This is a genomic window from Nonomuraea longispora, from assembly GCF_004348345.1.
Lineage (GTDB): Bacteria > Actinomycetota > Actinomycetes > Streptosporangiales > Streptosporangiaceae > Nonomuraea > Nonomuraea longispora.
Genome location: NZ_SMJZ01000123.1, coordinates 21,306 through 27,305, shown reverse-complemented (window position 1 = coordinate 27,305; position 6,000 = coordinate 21,306). Strand labels below are relative to the sequence as shown.

The 6,000-nt window shown below is 72.8% G+C and carries 6 protein-coding genes; 2 read left to right on the top strand and 4 right to left on the bottom strand.

The features are described 5' to 3' along the window. Positions 1-207: 207 nt before the first annotated feature. The 3 genes from E1267_RS27845 to E1267_RS27835 are packed head-to-tail and all read right to left on the bottom strand — an operon-like array spanning position 208 to position 3,683. Positions 208-879 (bottom strand): pentapeptide repeat-containing protein, encoded by a 672-nt coding sequence (locus E1267_RS27845; protein WP_132336562.1) that lies wholly within the window; start codon positions 877-879, stop codon positions 208-210. 4 nt (positions 880-883) lie between these two features. Then, a complete protein-coding gene (locus tag E1267_RS27840; protein ID WP_132336560.1) occupies positions 884-2,461 on the bottom strand; it encodes a glycoside hydrolase family 3 protein in 1,578 nt (525 codons plus the stop codon). Between the two features lie 52 nt (positions 2,462-2,513). Continuing rightward, positions 2,514-3,683 (bottom strand): acetyl-CoA C-acetyltransferase, encoded by a 1,170-nt coding sequence (locus E1267_RS27835; protein WP_132336558.1) that lies wholly within the window; start codon positions 3,681-3,683, stop codon positions 2,514-2,516. A gap of 97 nt (positions 3,684-3,780) precedes the next feature. Here E1267_RS27835 and E1267_RS27830 point away from each other — a divergent pair, with 97 nt between their 5' ends. After that, positions 3,781-4,449: a TetR/AcrR family transcriptional regulator gene (locus tag E1267_RS27830; protein WP_132336556.1), complete on the top strand. Its 669-nt coding sequence runs from the start codon at positions 3,781-3,783 to the stop codon at positions 4,447-4,449. After that, entirely contained in the window at positions 4,446-5,129 is a 684-nt protein-coding gene (locus E1267_RS27825) for a DNA alkylation repair protein (RefSeq protein ID WP_132336554.1), read from the top strand. The genes E1267_RS27830 and E1267_RS27825 overlap by 4 nt, the downstream gene beginning before the upstream one ends. Here E1267_RS27825 and E1267_RS27820 read toward each other — a convergent pair. Continuing rightward, positions 5,119-5,958, bottom strand: coding sequence for a helix-turn-helix transcriptional regulator (locus E1267_RS27820; RefSeq protein ID WP_132336552.1), 840 nt, complete (start codon positions 5,956-5,958; stop codon positions 5,119-5,121). The genes E1267_RS27825 and E1267_RS27820 overlap by 11 nt on opposite strands. Positions 5,959-6,000: the final 42 nt, after the last annotated feature.

Here is a 6,000-nt window from a genome sequence, read left to right as displayed (position 1 = left end):
GTGGATGGGCGGGCCGATCTCGGGGTGATGGCGTCGGGGCAGGTGGTGGGCGTCATCGGCGACCTGCCGTCGTGCCGGGAACTGGTCGAGCGGGTCATGGCCGAGGCCGAGACCGCCCTCGCCCGCCTCCCGGCGCGCTGAGCACGCCGGCACCAGGCCCGTGACGCCGGGAGCGCGCGTCAGAGGGCCGTGATGCCGCGGGCCGCTTCAGAGGACCGTGATGCCGCGGGCGGCGAGGATGGCGTTGGCCTGCGTCTGGTTGATGACGGCGCCCGCGAACGCCCGGAGCCTGGCGTCGTCGGGCTGCCCCAGGTCGGCCCCCCGCAGGTCGGCTCCCGTGAACGTGGTGTTCAGCAGGCGCGTGCCGATGAGGCGGCAGTCGCTGAGCGTGGCCTCGGTGAAGTCGCAGCCCGACAGGTCGGCGTCGTCGAAGCGCACCCCCTCGACGTGCTCGCCGCGCAGCGAGCAGCCGCCGAGGTTGGCCAGGGTCAGGTTGGAGCGGGTGACCGTGAAACCGGTGCCGCGCGAGGCGGTCAGCGCGGCGCCGATCATGCGGCAGCCGGTGAACGTCACGTCGGTGAGCAGCGCGCCGCCGAACTGGGCCGAGGACAGGTCGACGTCGGTGAACGTGACGTCGAGGAGGTCGGCGTCGTTGAAGCGGATGCGCATCCCGCCTCCGCCGGTGAAGTCCGCCCCGTCGAGGTCGGCCTTGCGGAAGTCGGTCTGGTCCAGCACGCACGACTCGAAGCGGGCCCCCGCGAGGGAGGCGCCCCACAGGTCGGTCTCCGTGAGGTCGCAGCCGCGGAAGTGGTGCGTCTCCTCGGGGTCGAGCCGTTCGGACAACGCCTTGTGTGAGAGGTCCTCGCCGTCGAAGTTCACGGTGTCAGAGACTACCGGCCAGGACCTCCGCGGCGGCCTGGCCGCAGACCCGGGCCGAGCCGTGCGTGGCGATGTGCACCGCCCCCAGATCGGAACGCGCGGGCAGGCCCATCTCGACCACCACGGTGTCCCGGCGGGCGCTCAGCAGATGCCTCAGCGCCTCCTCCTGCCACGGGTGGCGGTGCACGTCGCGGACGACCACGACGAGCGGGCGGCCGGACGCCGCGCCGATCAGCCGTTCGAGGGCGGGGCCCGTCGCCTCACCCGAGCCGAGGCGCGTGACCACGGTGCCGGGCAGCAGCCGGGTCAGCGGCTCGCCCACGCCCCAGGGGGTGTGCCGGTCGATGGCCAGGTTCATCTCCGGCGCCAGCTCGACCACGTGCGGGGCCCCGGCCAGCGGCAGCTCGGGTGTGGTGGAGCGCCGGACGACCCTGACGGCCCGCCGGGCGGCCACCAGGCCCGCACCGCCGTCGCCCCGGGCTCCGGCGAGCGCGCCGGATCGGTCGCCGGATCGGGCGCCGGATCGGGCGCCCGTCGCGGCGATCGCGCCGGATCCCGCGCGGCCCTGGCTCCCGGTGGCGGCGCTGCCCGAGGACGCGGTCCAGGCCGCCAGCTCGCGGACCCTACGAGCGGCGTCGGCCAGCCGTTCCTCGGGCAGCAGTCCTTGGGTCACCGCGGCGGCGATCGCGTCGCGGATCCCGGCGGCGGTGGACTCGTCGGCGTGCTCGCCGCCCACGCAGATCGCGTCGGCCCCGGCTGCGATGGCGCGGGCCGCGGCTCCCCCGATCCCGTACGCCCCCGCCACCGCGGCCATCTCGATGGCGTCCGTGACGATCACTCCCTGGAACCCGAGCTCACCGCGGAGCAGCCCGGTGAGCACCTTGGGGCTGAGCGTGGCGGGCAGCTCCCCGTCGTACGATGGCACGAGCAGGTGACCCGTCATGACCGCCTTGACGCCCTCCCTGACGGCGTCGGCGAACGGGAGCAGCGCGTCCTTGAAACCGTCCGCGGCCACCTCGGGCACGCCGTGGTGGGAGTCGACCGCGGTGTCCCCATGGCCGGGGAAGTGTTTGACGCAGGCGGCCACGCCGGCGGACTGCAGGCCGCGGACGAACGCTCCGGCGTGCCGTGAGACCAGCGCGGGGTCGGCGCCGAATGACCGCAGGCCGATGACCGGGTTGTCCGGGTTGGAGTTCACGTCGGCGGAGGGCGCGAAGTCGATCGTGATGCCGGAACGGGCCAGGTCGGCTCCGAGTTCGGCGGCCAGGGCCTCGGTCATGGCCACGTCGTCGGCGACGCCCAGCGCGTACGCCCCGGGTCGGCTGCTGCCGGTGGCGGCCTCCAGCCGGGTGACCTCGCCGGACTCCTCGTCGACGCCGACGAGCACCGAGGGGTTCTCGGCGCGCAGGGCGGCGGTCAGCCGGGCCACCTGGGCGGGGCCGGCGATGTTGCGCGAGAACAGCGCCACTCCGGCCAGCCCTTCGCCCAGCCGGCGGCGGAGCCAGTCGGGTGGCTCGTGCCCGGCGAAACCGGGGAAGAGGACGGCGTCGGCAAGGCGCAGCAGGTCACCGCTCAGGGGCATGACCCGCAATCTAATAGGAAAGTTTCCTATTTGCTAGTGGCATCTTCTGATGTCAGGCCACCCCCGTCGTGACGAGCCGTTCGATGACGGTGACGTTGGCCTGCCCGCCACCCTCGCACATGACCTGCAGGCCGTACCGGCCGCCCGTACGCTCCAGCTCGTGCAGCAGCCGCACCGCCAGCACCGCGCCGGTCGCCCCGAGGGGATGGCCGAGCGCGATCGCGCCGCCGTTCGGGTTGACCCGCGCGGGGTCGGCGCCGGTCTCCTTCATCCAGGCCAGCACGACGGACGCGAACGCCTCGTTGACCTCGATCGCGGCGAAGTCGCCGATGGACATGCCGCTCACGCGAAGGGCGTGGGCCGTGGCGGGGATGGGGGCGGAGAGCATCATGACCGGGTCGGCGCCTCTGGCCGAGAGGTGGTGCACGCGGGCGCGCGGGGCAAGGCCGTGCTCGCGTACGGCCCTGGGCGAGGCCACGAGCAGGGCGGCGGCGCCGTCGGAGATCTGCGAGGCCAGGGCGGCCGTCAGCCTGCCGCCCTCGGTCAGGGGCTTGAGCTCGGCCATCTTCGCGGGCGTGGTGTCCGCGCGCGGGCCCTCGTCCGCGGCGACGCCCTCGTAAGGGGCGATCTCGCGCCGGAAGTGCCCGGCGTCGATGGCGTGCAGGGCCCGCCGGTGCGACGTGTACGCGTACCGCTCCATCTCCTCGCGGCCGATCCCCCAGTGGGCGGCGATCTGCTCGGCCCCGGCGAACTGCGAGACCTCTTGTGTGCCGTACCGCTCGGTCCAGCCCTTGGAGCCCCCGAAGGGGGTCTCGTGCCCGAGCGGGCGGCCCGCGAGCATCGCGGCCGAGATGGGGATCATGCTCATGTTCTGCACGCCGCCGGCCACCACCAGGTCGTTCGTGCCGGAGAGCACGGCCTGGGCGGCGAAGTGCAGCGCCTGCTGAGAGGAGCCGCACTGGCGGTCGATCGTGACGCCCGGCACCTCCTCGGGCAGGCCGGCGGCCAGCCAGCAGGTACGCGCGACGTCGCCGGCCTGCGGGCCGACGGTGTCGACACAGCCGAAGATGACGTCCTCGACCGCCGACGGGTCGGCACCGGTGCGGCGCAGCAGCTCCTTGAGCACGTGGGCGCCCAGGTCGGCGGGGTGCGCCCCGGCCAGGCCGCCGTTCCTGCGCCCGACGGGGGTGCGGACGGCGCCGACGATGTAGGCCTCGCTCATCACCGCATCGTAGCAAGCGCTTGGTCTAGCACGGAACGCCTCATGAACTGGGGAGGTTGTGTGAACAAGCGATTGTCTGAGGCTCCATAATGGGTACGTGACGACGCGAAAGAACTCCGGCACCGCGACCACCCCGGCCAAGCGCCAGCGCACGACCTCGTCAGGGTCGGCGTCAGAGCGCCGCGACCACCTCGTCAAGCTCGCCGCGGAGCTCTTCGCGCGCAAGGGCTTCCAGGCCACGACCGTCCGCGAGATCGCCGACGAGGCCGGCATCCTCTCAGGCAGTCTCTACCACCACTTCGACTCCAAGGAGACGATCGTCGACGAGGTGCTCTCCACCTTCCTCGACGACCTCATCGCCCGCTACCGCGCCGCCCTCGAGTCCGGTGGCGACGCGCGCACCGTGCTGTCTGAGATGGTCCGCATCGGCTTCGGCACACTCGAGCCCCACCGCGCCGCGATCACCGTCATGCAGAACGACTGGAACTATCTGCGCCAGTTCCCCCGGTTCAACTACCTCGTCAAGGCCGAGGACGAGGTCGAGCAGATGTGGGTGGCACAGATCAAGGCCGGTCAGGCGGCCGGGCTGTTCCGGCCCGACGTCGATCCCAAGCTGACCTACCGCATGATCCGCGACACCATCTGGGTCGCGGTCCGCTGGTTCCGCCCGGGCGGCAGGCTCAACACGAGCGGCCTGGCCGAGCACTACATCACCGTGTTGTTCGACGGGCTCGCCACGGGCGAGCGCACCACGCACCAGAAATGAGTCTGGGCAGGGCGGTGCGGCTGGCACTGCAGGAGGTCGCCGAGCCGGGCAGGGCCGAGGCGATGCGCGCCTACATGAAGTCGCCGCTGCCGTTCCTCGGTGTCCAGGCCGTGGCCAGGCGGGCGGCGCTGAGGCGGGTGTTCGCCGGGCACCGTCTGGAGAGCGCGCCCGAGTGGCGGCGGGCGGTGCTGGCGTTGTGGCGTGAGGCCGAATACCGCGAGGAGCGCTACGCCGCCGTCGAGCTGTCCGGCCACCGCTACTACCGGGAGTTCCAGACCCTCTACACCGTGCCGATGTACGAGGAGATGATCGTCACCGGCGCCTGGTGGGACCTCGTCGACGAGTTGGCCGTGCACCGCGTCGGCGGGCTGCTGGCGGCCTACCCCGACGCCATGCGGCCGCTCATGCTGGAGTGGGCCCACGACGGCGACCTGTGGAAGCGCCGCACCGCGATCCTCTGCCAGAACCGCTTCAGGTCGCGCACCGACACGGCGCTGCTCTACGCGTGTATCGAGCCGAGTCTGTCCGACAACGACTTCTTCGCACGCAAGGCCATCGGATGGGCGTTACGCGAATACGCCAAGACCAATCCGGCCGAGGTCGTGCGCTACGTCAAGGCCAAGGGGCTCTCGGGGCTGAGCCGCCGCGAGGCGCTGAAGAACCTGCCCGCTACCCCATGAGCGTCTGGGTGCCGATGACGGCCAGCAGCGCGAGGCGTTCGGCGTCCTCGGTGCCGGGCTCGGCGGTGTAGACCATGATGCGCAGGTCGCTGCCCGCCACGCTGAGCACGTCGCAGTCGAGCGTCACGGGCCCCACCTGCGGGTGCTCGATCGTCTTGCGGGCCGCGTCGTGGCGGCCCACGACGCCCGAGTCCCACAACTCGGCGAACCGCTCGCTGCTCGCGCGCAACCGTGAGATCAGGCGGCGCACCTGCTGGTCGGACGGATAACGCCCGGCGGTGGCACGCAGGTCGGCGACCAGCGCGGCCTCGAACGCGCGTCGCTCATCGGGCGTGTGGCGCACCCGGCCGCGGGGCCCGCCGAAGTTGCGCCACACGCCGTTGCGCTCGTCTCCCCGCCATCCGGACGGATCGCCCATCAGCGCCGCGTACATCGGGTTGGCCAGGAGCAGCGTCCAGGCCGCGTCGAACACCGCGACGGGCGTGCCGGCCAGCCTGTCGAGCAGCCGGTGCACGCTCGGGGTGATGAACCCGGGCACCACCTCAGGGCCCGGCGGCTGGAGCCGGGCCGTCCGGAACAGGTAGGCGCGCTCGTCCGCCGACAACCGCAGTGCCCGCGCCAGCGCCTCGACGACCTGCGCCGACGGGTTGACGGCCCGGCCCTGTTCGAGCCGGGTGATGTAGTCGGCGGAGATCCCGGCCAGCAGGGCGAGCTCCTCGCGGCGCAGCCCGGCCGCGCGCCGCTGCCCGGAGGCCGGCATCCCGACCGTCTCCGGCGAGATCCGGTCGCGCCAGCGCCGCACCGCCTGCCCGAACTCCGTCGCCGTCATGCCACCAGTCTGCCCGCCGCACCGGGGTGCCCGCCTGGTACT

What these genes read in the sequence shown, in the direction of transcription:
- E1267_RS27835 (WP_132336558.1), bottom strand. Translation starts at nt 3,683, where the DNA reads ATGAGCGAGGCCTACATCGTCGGCGCCGTCCGCACCCCCGTCGGGCGC.
- E1267_RS27840 (WP_132336560.1), bottom strand. Translation starts at nt 2,461, where the DNA reads ATGCCCCTGAGCGGTGACCTGCTGCGCCTTGCCGACGCCGTCCTCTTC.
- E1267_RS27825 (WP_132336554.1), top strand. Translation starts at nt 4,446, where the DNA reads ATGAGTCTGGGCAGGGCGGTGCGGCTGGCACTGCAGGAGGTCGCCGAG.
- E1267_RS27820 (WP_132336552.1), bottom strand. Translation starts at nt 5,958, where the DNA reads ATGACGGCGACGGAGTTCGGGCAGGCGGTGCGGCGCTGGCGCGACCGG.